At 65.8% G+C, this 26191-nt stretch carries 27 protein-coding genes; 19 read left to right on the plus strand and 8 right to left on the minus strand.

Annotated elements, in window-relative coordinates; all coding sequences use genetic code 11:
* Positions 1 to 85: 85 nt before the first annotated feature.
* Positions 86 to 1075: a zinc-dependent alcohol dehydrogenase family protein gene (locus tag ACEQZY_RS09360; RefSeq protein ID WP_370153807.1), complete on the plus strand. Its 990-nt coding sequence runs from the start codon at positions 86 to 88 to the stop codon at positions 1073 to 1075.
* A gap of 38 nt (positions 1076 to 1113) precedes the next feature.
* On the opposite strand, the gene ACEQZY_RS09365 is transcribed toward ACEQZY_RS09360, so the two are convergent.
* Positions 1114 to 2316 carry a Bcr/CflA family multidrug efflux MFS transporter gene (locus tag ACEQZY_RS09365; RefSeq protein WP_341705068.1) on the minus strand — a complete coding sequence of 401 codons (1203 nt, stop codon included), beginning with the start codon at positions 2314 to 2316 and terminating at the stop codon, positions 1114 to 1116.
* Positions 2317 to 2573: 257 nt separating this feature from the next.
* Between ACEQZY_RS09365 and ACEQZY_RS09370 the strand changes: the two genes are divergently transcribed.
* From ACEQZY_RS09370 to ACEQZY_RS09385, 4 genes are all read left to right on the plus strand, one after another.
* The gene (locus ACEQZY_RS09370; RefSeq protein ID WP_341705067.1) at positions 2574 to 3299 is read left to right on the plus strand and encodes a Bax inhibitor-1/YccA family protein; all 726 of its coding nucleotides are present in this window, start codon (positions 2574 to 2576) and stop codon (positions 3297 to 3299) included.
* A gap of 151 nt (positions 3300 to 3450) precedes the next feature.
* The gene (locus tag ACEQZY_RS09375; protein ID WP_370153810.1) at positions 3451 to 4947 is read left to right on the plus strand and encodes a M81 family metallopeptidase; all 1497 of its coding nucleotides are present in this window, start codon (positions 3451 to 3453) and stop codon (positions 4945 to 4947) included.
* A 4-nt stretch (positions 4948 to 4951) separates the two neighbouring features.
* Positions 4952 to 6262 carry a tetratricopeptide repeat protein gene (locus ACEQZY_RS09380; RefSeq protein ID WP_370153812.1) on the plus strand — a complete coding sequence of 437 codons (1311 nt, stop codon included), beginning with the start codon at positions 4952 to 4954 and terminating at the stop codon, positions 6260 to 6262.
* Between the two features lie 154 nt (positions 6263 to 6416).
* Positions 6417 to 6659, plus strand: coding sequence for a hypothetical protein (locus ACEQZY_RS09385; RefSeq protein WP_341705123.1), 243 nt, complete (start codon positions 6417 to 6419; stop codon positions 6657 to 6659).
* Between the two features lie 93 nt (positions 6660 to 6752).
* Here the strand turns inward: ACEQZY_RS09385 and ACEQZY_RS09390 are convergent, their stop codons facing one another.
* The 4 genes from ACEQZY_RS09390 to ACEQZY_RS09405 form a co-directional block, all read right to left on the minus strand.
* Positions 6753 to 7172, minus strand: coding sequence for a DUF2794 domain-containing protein (locus tag ACEQZY_RS09390; RefSeq protein ID WP_341705122.1), 420 nt, complete (start codon positions 7170 to 7172; stop codon positions 6753 to 6755).
* Positions 7173 to 7247: 75 nt separating this feature from the next.
* Positions 7248 to 7799: a response regulator gene (locus ACEQZY_RS09395; RefSeq protein WP_341705121.1), complete on the minus strand. Its 552-nt coding sequence runs from the start codon at positions 7797 to 7799 to the stop codon at positions 7248 to 7250.
* 24 nt (positions 7800 to 7823) lie between these two features.
* Positions 7824 to 8480, minus strand: coding sequence for a chemoreceptor glutamine deamidase CheD (locus tag ACEQZY_RS09400; RefSeq protein ID WP_341705120.1), 657 nt, complete (start codon positions 8478 to 8480; stop codon positions 7824 to 7826).
* A gap of 10 nt (positions 8481 to 8490) precedes the next feature.
* Positions 8491 to 9696, minus strand: a complete 1206-nt coding sequence (locus ACEQZY_RS09405; protein ID WP_341705119.1) for a pentapeptide repeat-containing protein — start codon at positions 9694 to 9696, stop codon at positions 8491 to 8493.
* A 270-nt stretch (positions 9697 to 9966) separates the two neighbouring features.
* Here ACEQZY_RS09405 and ACEQZY_RS09410 point away from each other — a divergent pair, with 270 nt between their 5' ends.
* The 11 genes from ACEQZY_RS09410 to ACEQZY_RS09460 all read left to right on the plus strand — a co-directional run bounded on the left by ACEQZY_RS09410 (position 9967) and on the right by ACEQZY_RS09460 (position 18527).
* Complete coding sequence (locus tag ACEQZY_RS09410; RefSeq protein ID WP_341705118.1) at positions 9967 to 10491, plus strand: hypothetical protein; 525 nt, start codon at positions 9967 to 9969, stop codon at positions 10489 to 10491.
* A gap of 110 nt (positions 10492 to 10601) precedes the next feature.
* On the plus strand, positions 10602 to 11165 hold the full coding sequence (locus ACEQZY_RS09415; protein WP_370153816.1) for a hypothetical protein: 564 nt from the start codon (positions 10602 to 10604) through the stop codon (positions 11163 to 11165).
* A 177-nt stretch (positions 11166 to 11342) separates the two neighbouring features.
* Positions 11343 to 11798, plus strand: coding sequence for a hypothetical protein (locus ACEQZY_RS09420; protein WP_341705116.1), 456 nt, complete (start codon positions 11343 to 11345; stop codon positions 11796 to 11798).
* A 172-nt stretch (positions 11799 to 11970) separates the two neighbouring features.
* Positions 11971 to 12285 carry an STAS domain-containing protein gene (locus ACEQZY_RS09425; RefSeq protein WP_341705115.1) on the plus strand — a complete coding sequence of 105 codons (315 nt, stop codon included), beginning with the start codon at positions 11971 to 11973 and terminating at the stop codon, positions 12283 to 12285.
* Complete coding sequence (locus ACEQZY_RS09430) at positions 12282 to 12647, plus strand: response regulator (RefSeq protein ID WP_341705114.1); 366 nt, start codon at positions 12282 to 12284, stop codon at positions 12645 to 12647. Before ACEQZY_RS09425 ends, ACEQZY_RS09430 begins: the two co-directional genes overlap by 4 nt.
* 38 nt (positions 12648 to 12685) lie before the next feature.
* Positions 12686 to 14986 carry a chemotaxis protein CheA gene (locus ACEQZY_RS09435; RefSeq protein WP_370153819.1) on the plus strand — a complete coding sequence of 767 codons (2301 nt, stop codon included), beginning with the start codon at positions 12686 to 12688 and terminating at the stop codon, positions 14984 to 14986.
* A 14-nt stretch (positions 14987 to 15000) separates the two neighbouring features.
* On the plus strand, positions 15001 to 15555 hold the full coding sequence (locus ACEQZY_RS09440) for a chemotaxis protein CheW (protein WP_341703829.1): 555 nt from the start codon (positions 15001 to 15003) through the stop codon (positions 15553 to 15555).
* Between the two features lie 17 nt (positions 15556 to 15572).
* Positions 15573 to 16457, plus strand: a complete 885-nt coding sequence (locus ACEQZY_RS09445; RefSeq protein WP_341703828.1) for a protein-glutamate O-methyltransferase — start codon at positions 15573 to 15575, stop codon at positions 16455 to 16457.
* 23 nt (positions 16458 to 16480) lie between these two features.
* The gene (locus ACEQZY_RS09450) at positions 16481 to 17533 is read left to right on the plus strand and encodes a chemotaxis response regulator protein-glutamate methylesterase (RefSeq protein WP_341703827.1); all 1053 of its coding nucleotides are present in this window, start codon (positions 16481 to 16483) and stop codon (positions 17531 to 17533) included.
* A gap of 108 nt (positions 17534 to 17641) precedes the next feature.
* Positions 17642 to 18034, plus strand: coding sequence for a response regulator (locus ACEQZY_RS09455; RefSeq protein ID WP_341703826.1), 393 nt, complete (start codon positions 17642 to 17644; stop codon positions 18032 to 18034).
* Positions 18035 to 18053: 19 nt separating this feature from the next.
* The gene (locus tag ACEQZY_RS09460; protein ID WP_341703825.1) at positions 18054 to 18527 is read left to right on the plus strand and encodes a MarR family transcriptional regulator; all 474 of its coding nucleotides are present in this window, start codon (positions 18054 to 18056) and stop codon (positions 18525 to 18527) included.
* Positions 18528 to 18543: 16 nt separating this feature from the next.
* Here the strand turns inward: ACEQZY_RS09460 and ACEQZY_RS09465 are convergent, their stop codons facing one another.
* The gene (locus ACEQZY_RS09465) at positions 18544 to 19488 is read right to left on the minus strand and encodes a lysophospholipase (protein WP_370153822.1); all 945 of its coding nucleotides are present in this window, start codon (positions 19486 to 19488) and stop codon (positions 18544 to 18546) included.
* An 80-nt stretch (positions 19489 to 19568) separates the two neighbouring features.
* Here ACEQZY_RS09465 and ACEQZY_RS09470 point away from each other — a divergent pair, with 80 nt between their 5' ends.
* Together ACEQZY_RS09470 and ACEQZY_RS09475 are read left to right on the plus strand one after the other, a co-directional pair.
* A complete protein-coding gene (locus tag ACEQZY_RS09470; protein WP_370153824.1) occupies positions 19569 to 20963 on the plus strand; it encodes an aspartate aminotransferase family protein in 1395 nt (464 codons plus the stop codon).
* A 91-nt stretch (positions 20964 to 21054) separates the two neighbouring features.
* Positions 21055 to 21918, plus strand: a complete 864-nt coding sequence (locus tag ACEQZY_RS09475) for a hypothetical protein (RefSeq protein ID WP_341703822.1) — start codon at positions 21055 to 21057, stop codon at positions 21916 to 21918.
* A 9-nt stretch (positions 21919 to 21927) separates the two neighbouring features.
* On the opposite strand, the gene ACEQZY_RS09480 is transcribed toward ACEQZY_RS09475, so the two are convergent.
* Positions 21928 to 23049 carry a PQQ-dependent sugar dehydrogenase gene (locus ACEQZY_RS09480; protein ID WP_370153826.1) on the minus strand — a complete coding sequence of 374 codons (1122 nt, stop codon included), beginning with the start codon at positions 23047 to 23049 and terminating at the stop codon, positions 21928 to 21930.
* Positions 23050 to 23283: 234 nt separating this feature from the next.
* Between ACEQZY_RS09480 and ACEQZY_RS09485 the strand changes: the two genes are divergently transcribed.
* Positions 23284 to 24855 carry an esterase/lipase family protein gene (locus tag ACEQZY_RS09485; RefSeq protein WP_370153828.1) on the plus strand — a complete coding sequence of 524 codons (1572 nt, stop codon included), beginning with the start codon at positions 23284 to 23286 and terminating at the stop codon, positions 24853 to 24855.
* On the opposite strand, the gene dgt is transcribed toward ACEQZY_RS09485, so the two are convergent.
* Entirely contained in the window at positions 24852 to 26171 is a 1320-nt protein-coding gene (dgt, locus tag ACEQZY_RS09490) for a dGTP triphosphohydrolase (RefSeq protein WP_370153830.1), read from the minus strand. The genes ACEQZY_RS09485 and dgt overlap by 4 nt on opposite strands.
* Between the last annotated feature and the right edge of the window lie 20 nt (positions 26172 to 26191).

Raw genomic sequence — 26191 nt, forward strand, 5'->3', positions numbered from 1 at the left:
CGGCTGTCATGCCGGAACAGCCATTTATCGGCGCCGCCACGGCTGGCTAGCCTCATCGCGGTCAATCATTTCGGAGTTGTGACAGATGACACGCGTTGTTCGTTTTCATGAGCTCGGCGGTCCCGAGGTCCTGCAGATCGAAACCATCGACATGCCCGCGCCGGGCCCGGGCGAGATCCGCATCCGCGTCAAGGCACTGGGGCTGAACCGGGCTGAAGCCATGGTCCGGTCGGGCTCCTACATCATGCAGCCGGACCTGCCCTCCGGCCTCGGCTTCGAGGCCGCAGGCATCATCGATGCCGTGGGCCGCGATGTCGCGGGTTTCGCGCCCGGCGATGCCGTCAGCGTCATACCACCGCAATCGATGACCGACTGGCCGGCCTACGGGGAACTGGCAACCTTTCCGGCGTCGCTGGTCGTCAGGCACCCGCCGGCGCTGAACTGGGAGGAAGCCGCTGCCGTGTGGATGCAGTATGTCACCGCCTATGGTGCACTGATCGACATTGCCGGCCTGCGCAAGGACGAGTTCGTGGTCATCACCGCCGCATCCAGCAGCGTCGGGCTCGCCGCCATCCAGATCGCCAACATGGTCGGTGCCATCCCGATCGCGGTCACGCGCACCGGCGCCAAGCGGCAGGCACTGCTTCAGGCCGGCGCGGCACATGTCGTCGCTTCGGCGGAGGAGGATCTCGGGTCACGCCTGCCGGAGATTGCCGGACCGGACGGCGTACGGGTGGTGTTCGACCCCGTGGGCGGCCCCGCCTTCGAGCCGCTGACGGCGGCGATGGCACGGGGCGGCATCCTGCTGGAATACGGCGCGCTGAGCGCCGAGCCGACGCCCTTTCCGCTGGGGACCGTGCTGGGCAAGAGCCTGACCCTGCGTGGCTACCTGATCCACGAGATCACCGCCGATCCCGAGCGGCTGGAAGCCGCCAAGGCCTTCGTGCTGAAGGGACTGGCATCCGGTGCCCTCAGGCCTGTCATCGCCCGGATATTCCCGTTCGAGCAGATCGTCGAGGCGCACCGCTTCCTCGAGTCCAACGAGCAGTTCGGCAAGATCGTCGTGACGGTCTGACCGCCCGCGCACCCCGCCCCGGCGCTGCCGGGGCGGCCCTAGCGCACCAGGATCAGCCGTGCGGCCAGGCCGCTGAGGCCGCAGGCGGCGATGATGCCGGCCAGCGGCAGGGCCGTGCCGTCCTGCAGCAGGCCGAGCAGTCCGCTGCTGACCGCGCCGGCGGCGAATTGCAGCGTGCCCATCAGGGCGGCCGCCATCCCCGCCCGCGCTCCCTCGCCGGCCATGGCGCTGGCCCCGGCATTGGGCAAAACGGCACCGAGGCTGGCGATATAGAAGAACAGCGGCAGCCAGATGCCGATCATGCCGCCGACGCCGGATGCGGCCGTTGCCAGCAGGACCAGTCCGGCCAGCGCCACCAGGGCGACAGCCGCGATCAGAACCTCGTCGAGGGTGAAGCGGCGCAGCAGCAGGCGGTTGACCTGCGCCATGCCGATGATGCCGATGGCATTGGCGCCGAAGATCCAGCCGAAGGCATCGGCCGGCACGCCATACAGGTCGATGAACACGAAGGGCGAGCCGGCGATATAGGCGAACATGCCGGCCATGCCGAGGCTGGAGGCCAGCGTGTAGCCCATGAAGCGGCGGTTCACCAGCAGGCTGCCATATCCGGCCAGCACCCGGCCCAGATGCAGCGACTGGGCGGTGGCCGGGTCGTGGGTTTCCGGCAGCAGGATCGCTCCGGCCGCCATCGCCACCACGCCGAAGGCCGCCATGAACCAGAAAATCGCATGCCAGTCGAACCAGACCAGCAGATAGCCGCCCAGCAGCGGCGCCAGGATCGGCGCCACCCCGATCACCAGCATCAGCAGCGCGAACACCTTCGCCATGTCGCGCGGCTCGAACAGGTCGCGCACCATGGCGCGGCCGATCACCAGGCCGGCACAGGCGCCGACCGCCTCGAGGAAGCGCCAGGCGATCAGGCTGTCGATATCCGCCGCCAGCGCACAGCCGGCCGAGGCGGCGATGAACAGCAGGTTGCCCGCCAGCAGCGGCCGGCGCCGGCCGAAACGGTCGCTGACCGGCCCGAGCAGCAGCTGGCCGAGGGCGAGGCCGACAAAAAATACCGACAGGGTCATCTGCACCCGGCCGGCATCGGTTCCGAAGGCCCGCTCCAGGGTCGGCAGGCCGGGCAGATACATGTCGACCGCCAGCGGCGTGAAGGCGCTGAGCGCGCCCAGCACCAGGGTCAGGCGCCAGAGCGAGGAGGCGCCCGGCTTGGCGGGACTGGGAGATGCAGACATGGCGGCTTCGGTCCTGGAACAGGTATTCGGCGGTTTTCCGCCATGGGGGAGATGGCCCTTCTATCCCATCCTCCGCAGGCTGACGAGTGCCGCCGGTCACAGGTTGCACGAATGTTGTGCGGCAGCCGGCAGGGTTCGCGGAAAACCTGCCAGATGAAAGACTTATGGCAGGCGAAAACGGATAACTGGCCTTGAAAAGCTACACAGTATCGCCAATATAACACCCGCAAAAACAATTTCCCTGAGGAGGCAAATCCATGTCGACGCCGTTCAATCAGCCGCGCTATGGCTACGGCGCCACTTCGGTCGACCGCGCCACGGTCGACGAGGCGCTGCGCGCCTACATGCTGCGGGTCTACAACTACATGGCTTCCGGCCTGGCGCTCAGCGCCATCGTGGCCGTTCTGGTGTCGCAGTCGCCGGCCCTGATGCAGACCCTGTTCGGCAGCGGGCTGGCCTTCGTCGTCATGCTGGCCCCGCTGGGCCTGCTGCTGGTGATGAGCTTCGGCGCCAACAAGCTGTCGGCCGGCGCCGTGCAGGGCCTGTACTGGGCCTTCACCGCCACCATGGGCCTGTCGCTGTCGACGATCTTCATCGTCTACACCGGCGAATCGATCCTGCGGATTTTCTTCATCACCGCGGCGATGTTCGGCGCCATGAGCCTGTGGGGCTACACCACCAAGCGCGACCTGACCGGGATGGGCACCTTCCTGTTCATGGGCGTGATCGGCCTCGTGATCGCCAGCCTGGTGAACATGTTCCTCGGCTCGACCGTGCTGCAGTTCGCCATTTCGGCGATCACGGTGCTGGTCTTCACCGGCCTGACCGCCTACGACACCCAGCGGATCAAGTCGGAGTTCTACGAGGGCGACCCGGCCGACCTCCAGACCAAGCAGGCGGTGTTCGGCGCCACCTCGCTGTATGTGAACTTCCTGAACATCTTCATGGCGCTGCTGCAGCTGTTCGGCCAGCGCAACAACTGAGCTTCCGCGCTTAACACCCGAGAAGCGTAACCAGGCCCCGGCGGAGAACCCGCCGGGGCCTTTTCTTTTGGCCGTGACAAGCCCGGCGCCGCGGCTTTAAGCTTTTGTTCGTCTGCCTACGAATGAACCCCAGCAAAGAAGGCCCAGCCCCATGAAACTTGTCCTGGCGATGATGAAGCACGAGACCAACACTTTCTCGCCGATCGTCACCGACTGGGCACGGTTCGAGGCCTGGGGGCTATACAGGGACCAGGCCGCCATCGAGGCCTATGCGAAGACCAACATGCCGCTCAGCGTCTACCTGAAGCTGGCGCAGGAATACGGCGCCGAGGTGGTGCTGCCGATCGCCGCCGAGGCGCCGCCCAGCGGCATCGTCACCGCCGATGCCTACAGGCGTCTGACCGATCCGATCCTCGAGGCCGTGCAGGCCGGCTGCGACGGCTGCCTGCTCGACCTGCATGGCGCCATGGTGGCCGCGGGCACCGACGATGGCGAGGGCACCCTGCTGGAGAAGATCCGCGCCATCGCGCCGGATCTGCCGATTGCCGTCACGCTGGACCTGCATTGCAACCTGACGCCGAAGATGGTGGGGAACTGCACGGCACTGATCGGCTACAAGACCTATCCGCATGTGGACATGGATGTGGTGGCCGAACGGGTCGGCCGCGTGGTCATGGACGTCATCGCCGGCCGGCGCGAGGCCCCCGCGATGGCCCTGCGCCAGTTGCCCCTGCTGTCGCAGACCCTGTGCCAGGGCACCGACGACGAGCCGATGAAATCGGCCATCGCCGCCTGCAATGCGGAAGAGGCCGCCGGCCTGCCCTGCGCCAGCGTGTTCGGCGGTTTCGCCATGGCCGATATCGTCCATGCCGGAGCCAGCGTGATCACGGTGGGCGACGACCAGGCCCAGGCCGACGCGGCAGCCGACCGCATCGCGGCCACGGTGTGGGATGCCCGCGACGGGCATGTCTACAAGCACCGCGATCTCGGCGAGACGGTGGCGAAGGCGAAGCAGGAAGCGGCGAAAAATCTCGGCGGCCCGGTGATCCTGCTGGACCATGCCGACAATTGCGGTTCGGGCGGCACCCAGGACGTGATGATGGTGATTGCCGAGGTGCTGCGCCAGGGCCTTGAGGATGTCGCCGTCGGCGCGGTCTGGGACCCCGAGGCCGTGCAGGCGATGCAGAAGGCCGGCATCGGCGCCACCGTCACGCTGGAACTGGGCGGCAGGAGCGACATGCCGGCGCTGGGGCTGAAAGGCAGGCCGCTGAAGCTGACCGGCCGGGTGCGCACCATCACCGACGGCGAATGGACCGTGCAGGGTCCGATGTATAACGGCTACCGGGTGAAGATGGGGCCGACGGCAGTGTTCGAGGTCGACGGGTGCATGCAGATCGTGGTTGTCTCGCACCACCATGAACCCTGGGATACCGGCGTGTTCCGCTCAGTCGGCATCCAGCCGGAATTCAAGCGCTTCCTGCTGCTGAAATCGCGCATCCACTATCGCGCCGGCTTTGCGCCGCTGGCGAAAGCGACCTTCACGCTGGATGGCGAAGGCGTCACCACCTCGGATAACAGCATCATCCCCTACAGGAATCTGCGGCATCCGATCTATCCGCTCGACCGCATCAACGACTGGACCGCCTGAGGCGATGCTGACCGACCGCTGGGGCCTGCCTGTCTCGACCGACAATCCCGCCGCGCTGGCCGGGCTGGACAGTTTCGACACCAGCTTCCTCACTTACGGCACCACGGCCGGCGCCGTGTGGGAGGCATCGGCGGCCGATCCGCACAGCGTGATGGCGGCGGCCAAGGCGGCAGCGCTGGAGCTGTTCCTGCAGACCGGCGCAGGACCGGTGAAAGCACAAACGCGGCTGGATGCCGTGACGGCGCAGCTGGCGGCAGCGACGGAGCGCGAACGGCTGTGGCACGGCCAGGTGGCGGCCTGGGCCGCCGGCGATGCCGAGGCCGCCATCGCGCAGTGCCGCGCGATTGTCGCACGCTGGCCGCAGGACCTGGCCGCCATGAAGATGGCGCAGTTTCACATGTTCCATGTCGGCGACCTCGCCGGCATGCTGGATATCGCCGAAGCCGGCCTGCCGGTGCATGCGGGCGTGGCCGAGATGCACGGCATGCATGCCTTCGCGCTGGAGGAGATGAACCGGCTGGACGAGGCCGAACGGGCCGGCCGGCATGCCATCGGGCTGCAGCGCGCCGAACCCTGGGCGCATCATGCCGTTGCCCATGTGATGGAAACCCAGGGGCGCTGCGCGGAGGGCTACGATTTCATGGTCGCGCTGGCCGATACATGGGCCGACCGCAATTCCTTCATGCTGACCCATAACTGGTGGCATGCCGGCCTGTTCGCCATCGACGGCGACCGGCCGGACCTGGCGCTGCAGCTGTACGACCGGCATGTCTGGGGGGTGTGGAAGGAATACAGCCAGGACCAGGTGAATGCCGTTGCCCTGCTGGCGCGGCTGGAATTCGCCGGGCTCGATGTCGGCGACCGCTGGCAGGATGTGGCGGATTTCATCGCCGCCCGCGGGCCCGACGAGCATGTCGAGCCCTTTCTCGATGCCCATTACCTGCTGGGCCTGACCCGGGCCGGCCGCGATGCCGCTGCCGATGCCCTGCTCGACAGCCTGCGTGATCATGTCGCCCGCCAGCCCGACCGGCTGGCCGGGCGGATCTGGCGGCAGGTCGGCCGGCCGCTGGCCGAAGGTGTCGCCGCCTATGGCCGCGGCGACTGGGCCGCGGCCTTCACGCGGCTGCGGCCGGCGCTGGACGGCCTGCAGCAGATCGGCGGCAGCCATGCCCAGCGCGACCTGTTCTGGCAGCTCTGGCTGCAGGCCGGCGCCCGGGCCGGCGAGGCCGCCGCGGTGCGGCCGTGGTTCGAGCGCCGCGCGGCCGAGCGGCCGGCGGTGGCCAAGCATCGTCGCGAACTGGCGGCACTCGGCTGAACGGGGACGCCCCCGGACAGGGTGTCGCAGGCCGAAGCCGCCGATGGACGGCGACTCCCCGCAGGCAGAGAATGGCGTCGATGCAATCCGGCTCCCGATTCGCGGCCGGTACCGCCAGGCCGGATATGCAGCACTGCAAAAGGGATGCATCCCGATGTTGACCCGCGTGAAGACGATCGCTGCCGCCTTCGTTATGGCCGGCTTCCTGGCCGGCATTGTCGCCCCCGCCCTTGCCCCGGCCGCCGCCGCGCAGACCGCACAGACGGCCAAGCCGGCGGCCAAGGCCGCACAGAAGGCCGAAAAGAAAAAGCCGGCCAAGAAGCAGACGGCGCAGAAGAAAAAGAAGACCGGGGAAAAGAAGGTCGCGAAGACCAAGAAAGCAAAGAAGGCCGCCTGACGGACCGGCATCGGAACAGCCGGTCCAGACATCACGGGCCCCCGTCGCAGGACGGGGGCTTTTTTCATGGTGCGGACTCTACGCGGCCCGGCGTCAGTCTGCGACGTCGCGCTTGGGCTCGAAAAAGCGCAGCATCACGCCAAGGTCGCGGCCGCGGCGCAGGATACGGCCGCCCTGGCCGATGATGGCAAAGGCGCCCTGCTTGCGGGCCAGCCGCGGTGTCTTGACGATGCGGAACAGCGCGCCGTCGGCACTGCGCCGGAACACCGCGAAGCTGCAGCTGTCGCGGTCATGGCCGATGGCATAGTCGCGCCACTCGCCCATGCCGACCATGCGGGCATAGACATTCAGGATCTGGCTGAATTCGCGACGGTTGAAGAATACTGGGGGCTCTGCCGCCGCCCGGCCGGTTGTCAGTTTCCCGGCGCCCGTGATGGCCGGGATTTCATCCCGCGCCGCCGGACGCCGAAACTGGTGCAAGGCGATCACCTCGCTCATGCCGAGACGGCTCACCTCCCCTCGGGAATTGTCATCATTCTGTATGAATCTTGGCGCCGCAGGGCGCCGCCGTCAAGCGAACAGTGCCGCTCAGAGCTCCTTCAGCAGCTCCTCGACCGCCGTATCGTCCATCATCTGGTCGCCCTTTGCCATCAGGTCCTTGCGGCGCTCCTCGCCAGTATAGTTGGACACGATGTGACGCCGGCGGTCAGGACCGAAGAAGTCGTCGGAACGCACGAACTGGCGCGGATTCTCGATCACCATGGTGATGCGGCGCGCCATCGTCTTGGCCGAAAACGGCTTGACCAGGAACTCGGTGATGCCGCAGTCGCGCGCCTTCATCACCTTCCATTCCTCGGACTGCGCCGTGACCATGACAATCGGCACGAACACGTTCTTCGAAGCGGGATTCTTGCGCACCCACTCGACGAAGCCGATGCCGTCCATCTCGCCGTCCATGTGCCATTCGGTAAAGATGATGTCGACGACGTTGTTTTCGAGATACGAAAGCGCATCCTTGGCATTCATCGCCTCGGCGATGCGGTTGACCCCGAGCGGTCGCAAAACCTCTTTGATAAGCTGCATGTGGTTGTGATTGCTGTCGACCGCCAGCACTGCCACGTTGTTGAGTTTGTAAGTCATGGTCGAACTGTGTCGCGGCTTGCCTCAGTCGAACAGCTCGACGCTGCCGGACTGGGTCTGGACGGCGGTGATCTTCTTCGCCGTCTCGCGCTGGAAGACGGTCTTGGCACTGGCATCCTCGATATGCTTGAGGCGCACCACGCCGGTGGACGGAAAATACTGCACCTTGCGGGGCAGGTTGCCGCGCAGGTCGGCAGCCACCACCTTGAAGCCTTCCGCCTTGAGATAGCGTTCGACGAAATCGGCATTCTGGTGGCCGATACCGCGCAGGCCGGCCAGCACATTCGCGCCACCGAAAATCTTCACTTCGAGGCGATCCCGTTTGCCGCCTGCCGCGAGTATGCCGTTGATCAACTGCTCCATCGAGTAGCTACCGTAGCGCAAAGAGGCGGAGAACGGCAAATCGGGATTGTTGTCCCCGCCCTTGTCCGGCAGCAGGAAGTGGTTCATGCCCCCGACACCGGAAACCGGATCGCGGATGCAGGATGCCACGCAGGAGCCCAGAACCGTCGCCAGCATCTCGCCGGTGCGGGTTGACACAAAAAAGTCACCCTGGAAGACCTGGACCACATTGACCTTGAGCACGGGGTCGAAATAGCGGCGGCGCTCTCCCCCTGACGCAGCGGTACCGCCGGAATCTCCGGTTGACGGTCGGCGCAGGGTGCCAGGCGTCGTGCTCATGTCGGCCGCATCATGGACTGCCGGCCGGCTCGGGTTCAAGGCCGCTGACATCCCGCAGGATGGCGTCGGCCCAGTCCACGCCGGCATAGACCGCGCCGGCCAGCCGCGCATTCGACAGGTCGGTATAGACCCGGCGCCCGGTCCGCTCACCCTTGGCGCTGATGATTTCGGTGCTGTCAAACCGGCTGGCGGTCAGGTCGGTGCCACGGAAATCCACCCCGGCCAGGTTGCAGCCGGAAAACAGGGCCTCATGCGCCCGGGCCGCCCGCAGGTCGGCACCGGACAGATCGGCGAATTTGAAAATCACCCGGTCGAGAGTGGCATTGCGCAGCACGGCGCCACGCAGCTTGATGCCGGACAGGTTCTGGCCGCTGAGATCGAAGCCGCTCAGGTCGGCCCCGCGCAGCACGGCCGGACTGCCGCTGCCCCCCTCGACCCAGAGCCGGTGGGCCTCCAGGGCTTCGCGAATCTCCGCCTCGGTCATCGGCCGGGCCGGTGCCACCGGGGCGGCGGCAAGGTTGGCCATGGCGACATTGGCGCCGAAAATCTCGACATCGCTGAGATCAACGCCATGCAGATGGGCATCGGTCAGATTGGCACCCTGCAGGGTGGCGCCGGCAAGATTGGCACCGCTGAGTTCCGCCCCCACCAGGTTGGCGCCGGCCAGGGTGGCCCCGCCGAGATCCGCACCCGACAGGTCGGTGCTGACCAGCTGGCAGTCGGTCAGGGCCGCATCCTGCAGATTGGCGCCGGACAGGTTGCTGCCCGAGAAATCCGCCCCCAGGGCATCGACGCCGATCATCGTCGCGCCCTCGAAATTGCTGCCGGTGACATTCTGGCGCAGCACTTCGATGGCGGCGGCCGGATTGGCGCCGATCTCGAGGCCGCGGCGGAAATTCACCCCGGTCAGGTTGGCGCCGGCCATGCCGACATTTTCCAGCACGGCGCCGCGCAGGTCGGCCCGGGTCAGGTCCGCTCCGGACAGGTCGGCGCCGGACAGGTCGGCCTTGAAGAAATCGCTCTGGATCAACTGGGCCTTGCTCATATTGGCACCACGCAGGCTGGCGGAGCGGAAACTGGCCCGCCGCAGATCAGCCCCCGAGAGATCAACCCCCGCCAGGTCCCGGCCCGAAAAGTCGGCCGGCCGCCCCGCCGGCATCCCTTTCAGCCAGAGGTGATGGTGGTGCAGCATCTCCTTGATGTCGATCGGATCCATGCCCTGTCGCCCGTTGCGGAACGGCTAGTTATCATGTTTCTGGCGGGCGCCATACCACCCAGTAGGCATGCATCTTGATCCGCCGGGCCGCCCCCTGCAAATGCTTTGGCAGGTTGAAATTTGGACACAACCTGCAGTCGGACTTCCAGCTGTCTCCGAAGCCATGGATAATGACCGGGCCGGCAATCCGGATCGAACGCCTACGGACCAGTCGGGGCAGGTGCAATTCCGTCACGCTTATGGAACAATGCCGGTAACGGGGAAGACTGAATGCCGCATCGCAAGAGTATGCAAGCTGCACCGCCGCCGGCCGGCGATGCCGGCAAGGCCGAGGGAGCCGTCGCCTCGGCCAGCAGCCGGGAGCTGATCGACTTCATTGCCCTGGTCCTGCTGGCGATCAAGGAAGAGATTGAGGATCTGCAGCAGATGCAGACCGAGACCGCCGAGGCGTTTTCCCGCAAGCTGATGGAGCTGGGGGCCCAGGTACCGTCGGTTCCCGAGATGGGCGAGATCATCGCCCTGATGCAGGGCGATGATCTGCGCAACCAGCGCCAGCAGCATGTCATCAATGCGCTGCGCTATGTCGAGAACATCATCCACGAGCAGGCCGGCCGCAACTGGGCACCGTCGCTGACCGAACGTGCCGCCGGCTGGGGCGAAGGCCTGATTGCCGGCCAGACGCTGGAGCAGGTGCGCACGCATTTCCATCATTACCTGATGGGCTCGCCGCATAATACCCCGCCGCGCCACCAGCGCCGCACGCCCGACAATGCCAGCGAAGTGGAATTGTTCTGACCTGCATTCCCTCCGCCGCCGGACCATGCTTTCTGTTGCGGCGCTCCTGCAGGTTGACTAGGGTTGGGCATTCTCCCTGACGGCTGCCACCGTCGTTTCGAGGTCCACGAATGGCCGAAAAAGACCGCGCCAACGCTCCTGCCGATACTGCCGCCGCCGATCAGTCCCCCCGGACGCCCGGCAAGGCGCAGTTCGTGACGCCGCCGAATTACCTGAAGATGAAGGTCGGCAGCGGCGGCATTGACAAGGAAGCGATCAAGGAGGCGGAGATCGCCGTCCAGGTGCTGGGGCACAAGATGTATGCCCAGTGGGCGGATACCGATCTCGACCGCATGCGCGAGACCTTCGACCGGCTGAAGAAAACCAGCCTCGACGATCCCTCGGGCATCCGCACCATGCTGCGGATCTGCTGGGACATGAAGGGCCTGGGCGGCACCTTCGGCTATCCGCTGGTCACCACGATCACCCATTATCTCAGCAACTACCTCGAACACTGCCTTGAACATGCCGAGGCCAGGGTGGTGCCGACCATTGTCACCGCCCATATCGACGCGCTGAACGTGGTGCTGACCCAGAAGATCAGTGGCGATGGCGGCGTGATCGGCCGGGAGCTGGTCGCCGGCCTCGAAAAGGTGGTCCTGAAGACCGGCGCACGGATCGGCGGCCGCGGCTGAGCCGCCACCGCCGCCGGGTAAGGCCGACGGCCGCAACGCCTAGTGGTCGGGAGCAGGCGCGGCACCCGATCTAGCGGTTCTCCTTGACCCTCCGATTCGCCAAAGCTAAGGTTAACACGACTCGGGCAGAGCCGATTCGCGGCATCCGAACCCAAACCTGAGGGATAGGAACACCCCGTGGACTTTAATCAAGGGTTGTTCAGCGACAATGCGGCCGAGAGCGGCCAGGAAGATGCCGGTTACGCCAGCGGCTATCACGACGATCCCGTGATCGATGTCGATGCCGAGGATATCGAGGATATCGGCGAGGATGCACCGGGACAGACCGCCCCCCTCCCGCGCATGGCCGACCGCTTCAACACCGAAACCCGGTTCCACGGCCTGTCGCTGTCACAACTTGCGGTTCACTCCCTCTGGATCGTCGATTATCTGCGCCAGCTCGGTGAAACCGAGATGTCGGATGGCGATATCGACAGCATCGGCCGCTGCGCCGACGACCTCGAGGGCGCCATCATGCTGATGTTCCAGCTGGCCGGGGGCACCCGCCAGGAACTGCGCCAGCGCTACCATGAAATCAAGCTGGCCCTGATGGCACACCAGTCCATGACCTTTGATCGCGGGCGCACCCAGTAATCGAAAAATCACGTCCGAACCCTCGGATGCGACAGTGTTTTTTTGGTTACCCCCCGCGCTATCCCCCTTCCGTCCTGTCAGACCCTCGGCTAGGCTGTGACCGATTTCGCCGCCTGCCGCCCGCCGGCAGCCGGCGGAGACGCCGCCAGGATGAGCGGCGAAGGGGGAAGGGATGGATCCTTTCACGATTGCGAAGGCTGACGACACGACCCAACTCAGCCTTGTGGCCAGCATGGACCTGCGCGCAGCGGACCCGCTGCTGCACAGTTTCCACGAGATTATGGCACAAGGCGGACAGGTTGTGATCGACGCTTCGGCCGTCGACCGGCTGTCCACCCCATGCGTCCAGATTCTGCTGTCCGCCGTCCAGCATATGGAGCAGCACAGCATTCCATTTGTCATCAAATCGCCGAGCGACGCTTTCGTGACCGCCTTCGACGATTTGGGCCTGTTCTCGTATCTCATGAAATGGCCGGTACAGACATGAGCAAAAGGGTTCTCACCGTCGACGATTCCAAGACGATGCTGCAGATGCTGCAATTCGCGCTGAAGCAGGGTGGCTACGAGGTCATCCAGGGCGAAAATGGCCAGGAAGGCCTCGACCTGCTGGATGCCAACGATGTCGATGTCATCATCACCGATATCAACATGCCGGTGATGGACGGGATCACCTTCATCAAGGAACTGCGCAAGAAGCCGAAATGCAAGGCGACGCCGGTCCTGATCCTGACCACCGAAAGCAGCCAGGCCAAGAAGCAGGAGGGCCGCGCCGCCGGGGCCACCGGCTGGATCGTCAAGCCGTTCGATCCGGGCAAGCTGCTGGAAGTCATCCGCAAAGTCAGCCCGTAAGCCCATCCTGAGCCGCGGAGCAGAAGCAGGACGCGCCCATGGACGACCTAGCCCAATTCAAACAGACCTTCTTCGCTGAATGCGAAGAGCTGCTGGGGGACCTGGAAGGCCATCTGATGGCCCTGCAGTCCGGCGAGGGCGACAACAACACCCTGAACGCCGTATTCCGCGCCATCCATTCGATCAAGGGCGGCGCCGGCGCCTTCGGTTTCGACCGCCTGGTCGCCTTTGCCCATATCTTCGAAACCGTGCTCGACCTGATGCGCGACGGCCGGCTGGAACCGACACCGGATTCCGTCCTGCTGGTGCTGCATTGCGCCGACATCCTGTCGGACCTGGTGCGCGCCGCCCAGACCGACACGGAACTGCCGGCTGACCATGAAAACGAAGGCCGCAAGTCGCTGATCGACCTGGCTGCCACCGTCGGGGTCAATGCCGACCCGCATGCCGCCGACGACGAGCTGGCGGCGCTCGATGCCCAGCTCGCTGCCGGCGGACCCGATGCTGTCGCCGAGACGGCGCCCGCCGCGCCCGATGAACCGGCCGCCGCGCCTGCGGCGCCGGCCGCCCCAGCCGCACCGGGCCGGGTGCCGCTGGTGAAATTCCTCGTGAAATTCGCGCCCCGCGACGCGCTCTACCAGCGCGCCAACGAACCCCTGATCCTGATCCGCGAACTGCGCGAGCTGGGCAGCTTCATTGCCAAGGCCGATGCCGCGGCCGTGCCGCCGCTCGACCAGATTCAGCCCGAAGGCGCGTATATCAAATGGGAATTCGAGATCGAGACCGATCGCGGCGAGGCCGCCATCCGTGACGTCTTCGAATTCGTCCTCGACGACTGCGATCTCGAAATCGTCAACCTGAGCGAGGCCGGCGCCAAGGCCGGTGCCGATGAAGGCTCCGGAGACGAGGACGACGGCGAGACCGCGGCCGCACCGGCCCATGCCGAAGCCGCCGCGAAGGCGCAGCCTAAGACCGACACGCCGAAAGGCCCCGCACCAGCCGCTGCCGCACCGGCGAAGCCTGCCGGCGGCGCCAAGGCGGAACCGGCAGGCGGTGCGGCAGCCGGCCCTGCTGCTGGCGGTGCGGCCGGCGGCGAAACCAAGGCCGTGCGCTCGATCCGCGTCGATCTCGACCGTGTCGACAAGCTGGTCAACATGGTCGGCGAGCTGGTGATCACCCATGCCATGATCGCGCAGCAGACCGAACACCTGCATGCCGACCAGCATCCGGAACTCGCCAACGGCCTGGCCGAACTGTCCCATCACATCCGCGACCTGCAGGAAAGCGTGATGGCGATGCGCGCCCAGCCGGTCAAGAGCGTGTTCGCCCGCCTGCCGCGCCTGGTGCGCGAACTGGCGATGATGACCAACAAGAAGATCCGCCTCGAGATGAGCGGCGAGAACACCGAAATCGACAAGACGGTGATCGAGCAGCTGGGCGATCCGCTGACCCATATGATCCGCAATTCCTGCGATCATGGCATCGAGAGCCCCGAGGATCGCGCTGCCGTCGGCAAGCAGCCGGAAGGCCTGATCCATGTCTCCGCTGACCAGCGCGGCGGCCGCATCGTCATCGAGATCACCGATGACGGCCGCGGCATCAACCGCGAAAAGGTGATGAAGAAGGCGCTGGAGAAGAAACTGATTGCGCCGGACGCCACGCTCAGCAACGAGGAAATCGACAACCTGATCTTCCTGCCCGGCTTCTCGACGGCGGATACGGTGTCGAACATCTCCGGCCGCGGCGTCGGCATGGACGTGGTGCGCCAGAACATCCAGTCGCTGGGCGGCCGGGTACATATCCAGTCGCGCCCCGGCCAGGGATCGAGCTTCATCCTGACCCTGCCACTGACCCTCGCGGTGCTGGACGGCATGGTGCTCAAGGTCGGCGAGCAGTCCTACATCATTCCGCTGGCCAATATCGTCGAAAGCCTGCGCCCGGAAACCGACCAGATCAACATCGTCGCCAACCAGAGCCAGCTGCTGCGCATCCGCGGCGAATACGTGCCGCTGGTCTACCTGCACCGGGTCTTCCAGGTGGCGAACGGAATCGACGATCCGACCAAGGCCCTGGTCATCATCGTCGAGCTGGAGGATGGTTCCAAGATGGGCCTCGTGGTCGACGAAATCGTCGGCCAGCAGCAGGTGGTCATCAAGAGCCTGGAGGAGAATTTCGACCCGATCCGCGGCGTCGGTGCCGCCACCATCCTCGGCAATGGCCGCGTCTCGCTCATCCTGGACGTGGCCGGCATCAAGCATATCGCCGAGCATGAAATACAGCGCCCCGCCCTGCCGGCCGCCCAGCGCAATGCGCCGGCGCCGCTGCGGGCCAGCGCCTGAACAGGAGAGTCGCCATGGCATCCGCCAACGATCCGCGCAGCAGTCAGGGCTCTGGCGAAACCGGCCGTTCCGGCCGGACCGTGCAGCTTGTCTCCTTCACGGTCGGCAACGAGGAATACGGCGTCGACATCATGGCGGTGCGCGAAATCCGCGCCTGGTCGGAAACCACGCCACTGCCGAACACCCCGGAAGTCGTGCGCGGCGTGATCAACATGCGTGGCGCCATCGTGCCAATTTTCGACCTGCGCGCCCGCTTTGGCATGCCGCGCACGGAACCGACCAAGTATAATGTCGTGATCATCGTTTCCGTTGCCTCGCGCATCGTCGGCATCCTCGTCGATGCCGTTTCGGACATCATCACGATCAACGAAGACGAAATTCGCCCGATGCCGAGCATGGAACAGGTCAGCGGCATCGGCTTCATGGAAGGCCTGATCACCGTTGGCGAACGCATGGTCGGCCTGATCGGCCTGGAGCGCATGTTCGCCGGACGCATGCTGGAGGCCGCCGACGGTGCCGCCAGCCAGTCCATGCTGACCGGTCCGACGGAGGCTGCCGGCGCTGCCTGAGGCAGCGAGGCTCCGCCATGGCAACCGAAACCCGATCCCGCGAGATGCGCCCGTCGCCCGAGGCTCCGACCCCGGAAGACCGCGAGTTCAGCTTCTCGTCCGACGATTACGCCTTCCTGCGCGCCATGCTGAAGGAAAAGAGCGGCATCGAACTCGGGCCGACCAAGCAGAACATGGTCTATGCGCGGCTGGCCAAGCGCCTGCGCAAGCTGGGTTTCAAGAGTTTTCACCAGTATATCGAGTTCATCGGCACGCCGGCGGGGGTCGATGAGCTGGGCACCACCCTGAATGCCCTGACCACCAACCTGACCAAGTTCTTCCGCGAGAACCACCATTTCGAGCATCTCGGCACTGCCGCCCTGCAGGAAATCCGTGGCCGCGCCGCCAGCCAGGGCCGCCGGCTGCGCATCTGGTCGGCCGGCTGCTCATCGGGCGAGGAACCCTATTCGATCGCCATCACCCTGCTGCGCGCGATGCCCGACATCAAGCAGTGGGATGCCAGGATCCTCGCCACCGATATCGACACCGAGATGGTCCGCCGCGGCAACGAAGGCGTCTATCCGGCCACAGCGCTGGAGGGCATGGAGCCCGACATCGCCCGCAAGTATTTCGAACCGCATGGCACCGACAAGGTGCGGCTGGCCGCCGAGGCGCGCAACCTGATCAGCTTCAAGCACCTGAACCTGATCGGCAACTGGCCGATGAAAGGCCCGTTCGACGCGATCTTCTGCCGCAATGTGGTGATCTATTTCGACAAGGACACCCAGCGGGTGCTGTTCGACCGCTACGCCAACCTGCTGGTTCCCGGCGGCTTCCTGTATATCGGCCATTCCGAGAACCTGTTCGGCATCACCGAACGGTTCAAGCTGCTGGGCCGCAACATCCATCGCAAGATTGCTTGACCCCGCTGGGTCGGGAGTGAATCGTGGCCGGCAAGAAGATAAAAGTCCTGGTGATCGATGACAGCGCGCTGATCCGGCAGTTGCTGACGGCGACGCTGACCAGCGATCCGGAAATCGAGGTGGTGGGCGCGGCGCCGGACCCGCTGGTCGCCCGCACCATGATCAAGGAACTGAATCCCGATGTCCTGACGCTGGACATCGAGATGCCGAACATGGATGGCATCTCCTTCCTTGAAAAGATCATGCGGCTGCGGCCGATGCCGGTGGTGATGGTTTCCACCCTGACCCAGAAGGGCGCCACCATCACCATGCAGGCGCTGGAAATGGGCGCCGTCGACTTCGTGCCGAAGCCGACGCTGGACATCAAGCATGCCCTGGAAGAGATCAAGACCGACCTGATTGCCAAGGTGAAGATGGCGTCGACCGCCCGCGTCGTCGCCCGCAGCCGCCCCCCCGAAGGCCAGGCACCGAAGCGTCTCACCCCCGGTCCCGGCTTCAACTCCACCGACATCATCGTGGCGATCGGCTCGTCCACCGGCGGCGTCGAGGCCCTCAAGGAAGTCATCACGATCCTGCCGCCGGACAGTCCGCCGGTGCTGATCACCCAGCACATGCCGCCGCGCTTCACCGGCAGCTTTGCCGCCCGCCTCGATTCGTTGTCGGCGGTTGCCGTTTCCGAGGCCAAGGACAATGTCCGCGTCTTCCCGGGCCATGTATATATTGCGCCGGGCGATTATCACCTGACGTTGCATCGCTCCGGCGGTCACTATTACACCAAGCTTAACCATGATGCGCCGGTTTCCGGCCATCGCCCCTCGGTCGATGTGCTGTTCAATTCGGTGGCCGAGCATGCCGGCCACAATGCGATCGGCGTGATCCTGACCGGCATGGGCAAGGATGGTGCCGCGGGTCTCAAGAAAATGCTGGAGGCCGGGGCGCAGACCATCGGCCAGGACGAATCGACCAGTCTGGTCTACGGCATGCCCAAGGCCGCCAAGCTGATGGGTGCGGTCCAGGCCGAGGTGGCGATCGGACAAGTCGCGGCCGAGATACTGAACCGCTGCAAACAGCGTTGAGGAGTCGGGTTTTTTGCGCTAAATACCATAGTCTTAGGCGCAGAATCGTGCGTGGGTCCGGTGCGCCGGGTCCGTATTTGTGGATGTGAGGACAGAGCGAGGGGCCATATGCCTTCGGCCAGCACACTTCGGGTTCTGATTGTCGATGACCAGATGAGCATGCGCGGCATTGCCCGCTACTGCCTGCAGGAAATCGGCATCAAGAATGTTGTGGAGGCGAAAAGCGGCAGCGAGGCGCTGGTCGCCATGGGGTCGAACAAGTTCGACCTGATCATCTCGGACTGGAACATGGACGGGATGGACGGCCTCACTCTGCTCAAGACCATCCGCAGCAATCCCCTGACCAAGCGTATGCCCTTCATCATGGCCACCGGCCAGCGCGATACCGAGATGGTCAAGACGGCGATCCAGGCCGGCGTGAACAACTACATGGTCAAGCCGTTCAATGCCGCCACGATGAAGCAGAAGATCGAAGCCGTGCTGGGCAAACTCGGCGCCTGAACACCCGGCGGACCGGCCGATGCCCGCAACTTCGCTTCGGCTCGACGACTATCTCCCCTATCTGGTCAACCGCACCGGCATTTCGCTGGCCGCCCATTTCGGCCAGGTGCTGCGCCGGGCGGGGATTTCCCTGCAGGACTGGCGCGTGCTGGCTGCCCTGCGCGAGCGCGACGGGCTGCGTCTGACCGAACTGGCCGAGCGCACCAGCATCGAGATATCCACCCTGTCGCGCCTGGTCAGCAGCATGGAGGCCGCCGGCCTGGTGGCGCGCCAGAAGGACAGCGGCGATGCCCGTGCCATCGCCCTGCGGCTGACGCCGGACGGCGATGCCCTGACCCTGCGGCTGATCCCGGAGGCGCTGGCACTGGAGGAAACCGCACTGGCCGGCCTCGATGCCGCCGAGGCCGCCCAGCTGAAAGCCCTGCTGATCCGGGCCTACCGCAACCTGGCGGCGGCCGGAGCAACCGGCGACAGCGCCGAAACCGCCCCCTGAGGCCGGACCCGGCGGCTCAGGCCGGCAGGCAGCGTCCGAAAAACCCGGTGATATCCGCGGTCACCGCATCGCGGTTGGTCTCGTTCAGCAGTTCGTGCCGGGCGCCTTCGTAGAATTTATGCTCGACACGGGTCAGCCCGGCCGCCGCATAGGCATCGAGCAGCTGGCGCAGCCCCTTCGTGCCGGCCGAGACCGGGTCATGCGTCCCGGCAGTCACCAGGATCGGCAGATCCTTGCGGATCCGGGCCTGGTTTTCCGGGCGGGCGATGGCCTGCAGCCCGGCGAGGAAATCGATCCAGCTCTGCACGGTGATCGGAAAGCCGCAGAAGGGATCGGCGATGTATTTGTCCACCTCGGCCGGATCGCGCGACAGCCAGTCGAATTCGGTGCGGGCCGGCTGAAAGCGCTTGTTGAAGGCCCCGAACGACATCGTATGGATCAGCATGCTGATGCCGCGGCCGCCATGGCGCAGTTTTTCCAGCCGGGCCACCAGCGGGCCCAGCGCGGCGAGCGGGGGCGGCCTGCCGTTGGAGGCACACAGCACGCAGCCGGCCAGCCGGCCGCCATGCTCGTAGAGGAACTGCTGGGCCATGAACGAGCCCATCGAATGGCCGAACAGCAGCAGCGGCAGGCCCGGATGGCGCTGGGCAGCCATGTCGCAGATGGCGGCAAGATCGGCGACGGCCCGGTTCCAGCCGTCGCGGTCGGCGAAATGGCCGAGCTCGGCCACGCTGCGGGCAGTATGGCCATGGCCGCGATGATCGAAGGCATAGACGGCATGGCCGGCATCCGTCAGCGCCGATGCGAACCGGGCATAGCGGCCGGCATGCTCGGCCATGCCATGGGCGATCACCACCACGGCACGCGCATTGCCGGCCGGCAGCCATTCATGGCCCTGCAGGACAAGGCCGTCGGCCGGGGAAACCAGGCTGGTATTCGGGCTGATCTGCGGTTCGGTCATGCGTCGACTGTAGCGGCGGGCCGGGGATTTTGACAGGATCGGGTTCAGCCGCCTACTGACGATTCCACGGAGCCCGCGCCATGACCGCCCTGCCGAATTCCCTCGCCGCCCGCGACATTGCCCATGTGCTGCACCCCTACACCAACCTGGTGAAGCACGAGACCGCCGGGCCGCTGGTGATCGAGCGCGGCAAGGGCATCTATGTCTATGACGACCAGGGCAAGGAATACATCGAGGGCATGGCCGGCCTGTGGTGCGCGGGCCTCGGTTTCAGCGAGGCGGCGCTGGTCGATGCCGCCGCCGAACAGATGCGCAAGCTGCCCTTCTATCACGGCTTCGGCCACAAGACGACGGCGCCGGTGATCGCACTGGCCGAGAAGCTGAAACAGCTGAGCCCGGTGCCGGTCGGCAAGGTCTTCTTCGCCGAAGGCGGCTCGGGCGCCAACGACACCCTGATCAAGCTGGTCTGGTATTACAACAACGCCCGCGGCAAGGCGGACAAGAAGACCATCCTGTCGCGGGTGAAGGGCTATCATGGCGTGACCGTCGCCACCGCCAGCCTGACCGGGCTGGCCGCCAATCACCGCGATTTCGACCTGCCGATCGCCGGCATCCAGCATGTCGACTGCCCGCATTACTACCGCTATGCCGAGCCGGGCGAGAGCGAGACGGATTTCGTCAGCCGGCTGGCCCGCAACCTCGAAATCCTGATCGAGACCCAGGGCGCCGACAGCATCGCCGCCTTCTTCGCCGAGCCGGTGATGGGTGCCGGCGGCGTCATCATTCCGCCGAAAGGCTATTATCCCGCCATGCAGGCCGTGCTGAAGAAGCATGACATCCTCAGCATCTCCGACGAGGTGATCTGCGGTTTCGGCCGCACCGGCCGCTGGTGGGGCGCGCAGACGCTGGACTATCAGCCGGATTTCGTCAGCTGCGCCAAGCAGCTGTCCGGGGCCTATCTGCCGATCTCGGCGGTGCTGGTGCCCGAACATGTCTTCGAGACGATCCGCGACAATTCCGGCCGGATCGGCACCTTTGGCCATGGCTTCACCTATGGCGGCCATCCGGTGGCGGCCGCGGTCGCCCTGCGGGCGCTGGAACTCTACGAGGAGCGCGACATCCTCGGCCACGTGAACCGGGTGGCGCCGCGCTTCCAGGCCCGGCTGAACCAATTGGCGGACCATCCGCTGGTCGGCGAGGCCCGCGGCATCGGCCTGATCGGCGCGGTGGAACTGGTCGCCGACAAGGCGACCCGCCGCCCCTTCGCCCCGGCCGCCGGCGTCGGCGCCACCTGCATGGCCTTCGCCGAGCAGGAAGGGCTGATCCAGCGGGCCATCGCCGGGGACACCATGGCCTTCTGCCCGCCGATGATTATCGAGGAAAGCGAAATTGACGAGATGTTTGACCGCTTCGAGCGTGCATTGGCGCGGGTTACGCAGAAAGTCGAACACGAGAATCTGCAGAATCTGCGCTGATTGAGACGGGGCCGACAGTTTCCGCTGTCGCCCGCCGGCGGGCTGCGTGTTAAGGTTAACGTAACCTTGACCGGACAACACTCCGCCGATCATGACCGCTGACAATCAGGCCCATAACAAGGAAGCCAACGAACTGGTCACGCGCATCGAGCAGCGTGCGTTCGAGATATTCCAGTTCACCGAAACCGGCGACGAGAAGCGCAATTCGGTGGCCGGTTTCCGCAAATTCTCCACCATGGTGGACGATTTCCACCAGGCCGCCGAGACGGCCGAGGGGCGGCTGTCGGTGCTGCGGACCGGCCGGCGCGACGAACTGCGCCGCTATGTCATGCAGGTGCGTGCGAAAATCCTCAAGATCGAGATCGACATCAAGCAGAGCTATCTCGAAAACCTGATCGAGGCCCGCACCGCCCTGCCCTACGGCGCCCGGGAATTCTTCGCCTCGCGGCTGAAACGCCTCGAGGAACTGAACAGCCTGCTGGTCGACGGACCCGAGGCCGATGGCACCGCCGGCGACCTGCTCGGCCATATGCGCAAGATGCTGGAACACCTGATGGCCCAGGCCCCGCAGCTCGAGGTTTTCGAGCGCGATCCGGACTGGCGTCCGCCGCAGCGCACCGGCATCGCCCGGCCGAGCATCGGCAGCCCCCAGGCACAGCCGGCAAGGCGGGCCGAAAAGGCCGAGCGCGGCAAGAAGGCGGAGATCAAGCCGATCCGGCTCAACGGCCGCGACGAATGGGGCCGCGTCTTCCTCGACCGCGGCTCGTTCGAAATGGTCAACGATGCCTGCCGGCAGCGCGGCATCTCGCTGGACAATGTCGCATCCAAGCTGGCGATCACCCGCGTTGCGCTGACCCTGATCCTGAACGGCCAGGACCCGATCCAGCGCAACATGCTCGACGTGCTGCACCGGGTGATCAACAACTACAACGAAAAGACCGGCGAACTGGGCTGAGGTCGCTCTTCAGTCTGCGGCCGGCTCCAGCCGCAGGATGCGCCCGTCCGGATTGTCGGTGGCGAGATACAGGTAGCCATCCGGCCCGTCGCGCACGTCGCGGATATTCTCGCCGATCTCGGTCAGCATCTGCTCCTGCGCCACCACGCGGCTCCCGTCCAGCACCACCCGGTGCAGACTGCCGAATTTCAGCGAACCGACAAACAGGTTGCCTTTCCAGGCGGGCACCCGGTCGCCGGTATAGAAGGCCATGCCGGCCGGCGCGATCGACGGCGTCCAGTGCAGCAGGGGCTGTTCCATGCCCGGCGCCGCACTGCCGATGCCGATCTTCGCCCCGGAATAGTCGATCCCGTGGGTGATCACCGGCCAGCCGTAATTGCGGCCCCGGTCTGGAATATTGATCTCGTCGCCGCCCTGCGCGCCGTGTTCGTGCAGCCAGACCCTGCCGGTCTGCGGATGCAGCGTCATGCCCTGGATGTTGCGATGGCCCCAGGACCAGATTTCCGGCCGCGCATCCGTGCGGCCGACGAAGGGATTGTCGGCCGGCACGCTGCCGTCGCGGGCGATGCGGATCACCTTGCCGAGATGGTTGCCGAGATCCTGCGCCGCGTCGCGCCGGTAGCGTTCGCCGAGACCGAGCCACAGCATGCCGTCGGAGCCGACCACCACGCGGCTGCCGAAATGCAGCCCGCCGCCGGTCTTCGGCTGCTGGCGGAACAGCACCGCCACCTCGTCGAGCTGCCGCTCGCCCAGCCGCGCCGTGGCCAGCGCGGTGCCGGCATTGCCATCGCCGGGTTCGGCATAGGTGAAATAGATGCGGCGGTTGCGGGCGAAATCCGGATCGACGGCAACGTCCAGCAGGCCGCCCTGGCCGCGATGGTAGACCGCCGGCACATTGCCCAGCGGCGGCGACAGCCGGCCATCCGTGGCGACAAGGCGCAGCCGGCCCGGCCGCTCGCTGACCAGCAGGCGGCCATCGGGCAGGAAGGCAAGGCCCCAGGGATTCTCCAGACCGCGCGCCACGGTCACCACCCGGATCGGGCCGGCCTCGGTTTTTGCGGTTTCGGGAATCTGCGCCAGTGCCGGCACCGCCAGCAGGGCCGAGGCTGTCAGAAGGGCCAGGTGATGCATGGGCGGTCTCCGTCGCGGACAGGGCCCTGATGATCTGGGCGCGGCAGCCGCGCCTGCCAAGACCCGGCACCGTGACAGATCCGTGATCGTGCGGCTGCAGGGCTGCGCCATACTGCCGCATATCGGAATATTCATCCGCATGCCGTTTTCGCCATCTCCGCGTAATTCCCTTCGCCGGCAACCGCAAGTCGTCTAGCCTGCCGGCAGACAGGACGGCGTGGACTGGGGGCGACCATGACGCATCCGTATCATCCGATCATCTATGTGCGCGGCTTCGCGATGTCCGGCGGCGAGGTGGAAGACACCGTCGCCGACCCGTTCATGGGCTTCAATCTCGGATCGACCAAGGTGCGGCTGCGCTGGACCGGCAGGCTGGACCGCCACTATTTCGAATCCCCGCTGATCCGGCTGATGAAGGAGCATCATTACAGCGACACCTATCTTGACGGCGAGAACTGGGACCGCCACGGCCGGCTGCCGGACCGTCCGGTCTTCATCTACCGCTATTACGACACCGTCTCGGAAGCCTTCGGCGATGGCAGCCAGGGTTCGCCGATCGAGCATTTCGCCCGCGGCCTGCATGACCTGATCCTCAGGGTCCGCGACCTGCGCTGCGGCAACGATGCCGCCAGGCGCGCCGCCTTCCGGGTCTATCTGGTGGCCCATTCCATGGGCGGGCTGATCGTGCGCTGCCTGCTGCAGAACGACACGGTCGGCAGCCGCGAAAGCAAGCAGGCCGTCGACAAGGTGTTCACCTACGCCACGCCGCATAACGGCATCGATGCCGCCCTGATCGGCAATGTTCCGAGCTTTCTCAGCCGGGACTGGATCGACAATTTCAACCGCAGCAGGATGCGGAAATACCTGCAGCTGCGCGATGGGGATCCGGCCTCCAGCCTGGGCGGCAAATTCGATCCGGACCGCTTCTTTTCCCTGGTCGGCACCAATGCCCGCGACTACACCGCGGCAATGGGCCTGTCGAAGGCGCTGGCCGGCGAGATGAGCGACGGCCTCGTCCGCATCGACAATGCCAGCATCGTCGGCCCGCCGCCCGGCCAGCCGGATGGCCCGCTGCGGCCGGGACCGCGTGCCTATGTCCATCGCAGCCATTCCGGCCATTACGGCATCGTCAATTCCGAGGAAGGCTACCAGAACCTGGTGCGCTTCCTGTTTGGCGACGTGCGGGTGGATGCCCATATCGAGGTGGACGACATCACGCTGCCGCCCAGACTGCAGCAGATCAAGGACAAGGAGAAGCGGCGGGTGCGCGCCTCCTACCATTTCGAGGCCGTGGCGCAGATCCGCCGCAGCCTGTGGGACCTGTCGCGCCGCGTCGCCACCGAACATTCCACGGTGTTCCGGAAATACGGGGAACTGTTCCCGGACCGGGCCGATCCGGAAGACGAGCCCCGCCAGGGCCATGACAAACCGGTGCTGTTCACCCTGTTCATGAACAGCGGCCTGCGCCTGCCCGGCCGCGACAGCATCGGCTTTGCGCTGGATTTCGGCGTTCTGGTGCCCGAATACGAGGTCGACCGGGCATTGTGGCTGGATGACCATTATGCCGGCGGGTACATCTTCCGCGACAAGATCAATTTCGAGGTCTTCGGCCCCTGGCAGGATCGCAGGTGGAGTGCCCTTTACGGCTTCGACAGCGAGGCCGCGAACGGCGTAAGCCGGGAGGCGCCCGGTTTTCCCTTCGAGGATGCGGCCGGCCGCGGGCTGCGTTTCGAGATTCCGATCGTCAAGGAAAGTCGGCCCGGCATCCGCGCGAAGCTGGTCCTGACCGGCCGCAGCTGGGCCTAGGCCGGCAGGGCGACCTCGCGCAGGCGCTCGGCGGTCTCCTTGGCATACCGGTCGGTCATGCCGGAAATGTAGTCGGTCACCGCCAGCAGCCGCTGGTAACGCGGGGCGGCCGCATCGTAATGCGGAATCAGCGACAGCAGCCGCTGGGCCGTCACATGCCGCGGGCCGGCATTCATCGCCGCCACGAACAGGTCGAGCAGGCGGTGCAGCACCGTGATGCCTTTCAGTTCCTCGGTAACCGTGCGCTCCCACAGATAGACCCGGCCCATCGCCAGCGTCTTCAGCTGCCGTGCCGCAGCGTCATGGGGCGTCAGGTCGAGCAAGGCCTTCGGCTGCGCGGCATCGAGGAAGCCGTTTGCCGGATCGACGAAGGCGCGGCAGGCGGCATCGATCAGCGCGCCGATCGACAGCGACCGCAGGGTCGACAGCTTCTCGTCGTTGCTGCGGGCGCGGTAGCGGTCGCTCATGCCGGTGCCGATGATGGCAAGAAACAGCTCCTCGGCCTCGCTGAAGCCGATGCGGCCGAGCTTGACCCCGTCCTCGACATCGACCACGCGATAGCAGATGTCGTCGGCCGCCTCGACCAGGTAGGCCAGAGGATGCCGCCGCCAGGCCCCGGGCAGCTCCGCATCCAGCAGCGGCAGGCCGAGCCGCAGGGTCATCGCCTCGAACAGCGCCGCCTCGCTCTGCTTGTAGCCATGCTTCTTGCGGCCGATATAGACGGCATCCCGCCCCTGCCTGTGCTGCGCATCGCAGGGATACTTGGTGAAGGCCCCCAGCGTGGCATCCATCAGCCGCATGCCGCCCTGGTTGCGGTCCATCTGCAGCCGGGTGAGGATGCGGAATCCCTGGGCATTGCCTTCGAACAGCAGGAAATCGGCCTGCTGGGCGGCATCCAGGTCGCCGGCGAAGGCCGCCTCGCGATGGGCGTCGAACCAGGTCTGCATCGCCTGCTCGCCGGTATGGCCGAAGGGCGGGTTGCCGATATCGTGGGCCAGGCAGGCCGCCGCCACGATGTCGCCGAGATCGGCAGCCAGGTCGCGATGCCGGCCTTCCGGGGCATAGCCGCTGCGGAACAGCAGCCGCGCCACCTGGCCACCCAGCGAACGGCCGACCGAGGCCACCTCCATGGAATGGGTCAGGCGGGTGCGGACATAGTCGCTCTGCGGCTGCGGGTGCACCTGGGTCTTGTCCTGCATGCGGCGGAAGGCCGAGGAAAAGACGATGCGGTCGGCATCCTGCTGGAAGGGCGAACGGCCATCCTGCGGCAGGCGGCGGCCGTCGGGGCCGCTTTTCAGCGTGTCGAGCCAGGTCATGCCCTGTTGCTAGCACAGCC

The organism is Ferrovibrio sp. (assembly GCF_964218355.1).
GTDB lineage: Bacteria > Pseudomonadota > Alphaproteobacteria > Ferrovibrionales > Ferrovibrionaceae > Ferrovibrio.